At 66.3% G+C, this 1,578-nt stretch carries 3 protein-coding genes; 2 read left to right on the top strand and 1 reads right to left on the bottom strand.

Features of this window, described 5'->3' with window-relative positions:
- The coding region (locus SFLMC1_RS11385) for an ATP-binding protein (RefSeq protein ID WP_154033521.1) at positions 1-137 on the top strand (137 nt) is incomplete at its 5' end.
- Between the two features lie 127 nt (positions 138-264).
- Positions 265-912 (top strand): GNAT family N-acetyltransferase, encoded by a 648-nt coding sequence (locus SFLMC1_RS00870; protein WP_306437766.1) that lies wholly within the window; start codon positions 265-267, stop codon positions 910-912.
- A gap of 100 nt (positions 913-1,012) precedes the next feature.
- On the opposite strand, the gene SFLMC1_RS00865 is transcribed toward SFLMC1_RS00870, so the two are convergent.
- Positions 1,013-1,578 (bottom strand): TetR/AcrR family transcriptional regulator (locus SFLMC1_RS00865; RefSeq protein ID WP_187323796.1); only part of this gene is annotated, 566 nt, incomplete at its 5' end.

The following is a 1,578-nucleotide window of genomic DNA, read 5'->3' as shown; positions in this document are numbered from 1 at the left end:
GCGGCTCGGGCGCGGAGGGCTACGGCCTCGGCCTCTCCATCGCCCGACGCCGCGCCGAGGCCCTCGGCGGCTCCATCTCCTGCGAGAGCGACCCCGGCCGCCTCACGACCTTCACCTTCGAGCTCCCGGCGAGGTGACAAACCGGTCAGGTCGATTTGTCATCTAAGGCGCACGTGCAGCCGAAGACGTCCGACCGGAATCTGAGAAGATATGTAGGCGGCCGCTCTCGGGGGCAGGTGCCTGGGCTCGCCCCTACAATTGCCGATGAGACGTGCAATCGCTCTTGAGGTCCTGAGACAGAGGTTTCCAATGAGGGATATCGAGACATCTCGCCTGCTGCTGCGGGCGTGGCGCGTGAACGATGCCGCGGAGGCAGCGTCGGTCTTCCGATACGCGTCAGATCCTCTGGTCGGCCCTCGCGCCGGCTGGCCTCCGCACGCGAGCGTCGAGGAGAGTGCACGGATCGTCCGGGACGTCCTCGCCGTTGAGAACAACTGGGCGATCATCGTGAAGTTCGAAGGGGACGGTCCGGTCGGCAGCATCGCCCTCAAGCCGTTCAGCTCGCAGCTCCTGGACTGCTTTGACTCTGCTCCCGAGCTCCGGGAGCACTTCGGCAGGCTCGCGGGCGAGGGTGCGCTCGAGGTGGGCTACTGGATCGGTCGCTCCCTCTGGGGCAGGGGCTACATGACGGAGTCGCTCGGAGCGGTGCTCGAGTACGCATTCGGAACCTTGGGCGCCCCGGCCGTTTGGGGCCTGCACTTCGCCTCGAACGATGGTTCTGGTCGGGTGATGGAAAAGTGCGGTATGGCACCGGCGTTCGAACAGAGGGATGTGGCTTACCCGCTCGTGGGCGAGTCGCACGACACTGTCTGTCGCCTCGTCACCGCGGACCAGTGGGACTCGGTGCGGTAGCCTCGGGTTGAGCGCGAGTGGGCTGGTTTCTTCCGGCGTCTGGTTCCAGCAACTCCGTGACAATTCGACTTGATCGTGACAAACCGACCCGACCGATTTGTCACCCGAGCAACGGCATCAACCGCGCCCATGCCTCGTCGACGAACGTCGCTGCTGCACCATCCTCGCTCCCATGCACAAGCACCCACTCGAGCATGGTGAGCGCGCTTGAGGCGTAGAGCTTGGCGAGCAGCTCGACGGGCACGGTGGGCGTACCGTCCCCGGTGCCCCCACCGCCCACAAGCCGCTCCTCGAAGCCCTCCTCCAACAGGGCGCGGAACTGCGCCGCGAGGTCAGCCTCGGGGACGTGGATGGTCAGCAGGCAGGACAACTCGTCGCGCTCGCTCTCAAACCACGCGTACGCCCCGCCGACCACCGCCGCTACGTCCGAGGCCGCCGCGAACCGTTCCTCCATCATGGCCTGCGCTCGGGTCAAGACCTCCCCGACCAGGCAGCTGAGCAGCTCATACTTGTCCTCGTGGTGGTCGTAGAACGTCGAGCGTCCCACGCGGGCGCGGCGGCACAGCTCACCGACCGTCACGCGCTCGAATCCACGCTCGCGCACGAGCTCGAAAAATGCTGCGCGGATGGCCTCCTCCGACTTCTCCGTCCTTAGGTCTCCCACGC

This window comes from Collinsella aerofaciens, from assembly GCF_901212495.1.
Classification (GTDB): Bacteria; Actinomycetota; Coriobacteriia; order Coriobacteriales; family Coriobacteriaceae; genus Collinsella; species Collinsella aerofaciens_H.
The sequence above is the reverse complement of the archived record's forward strand: the minus strand, read 5'-3'. Positions and strand labels throughout refer to the sequence as shown.

Bases quoted from the DNA above. Each gene is read 5' to 3' on its own strand.
- SFLMC1_RS00870 (WP_306437766.1), top strand. From the start codon at position 265: ATGAGACGTGCAATCGCTCTTGAGGTCCTGAGACAGAGGTTTCCAATG.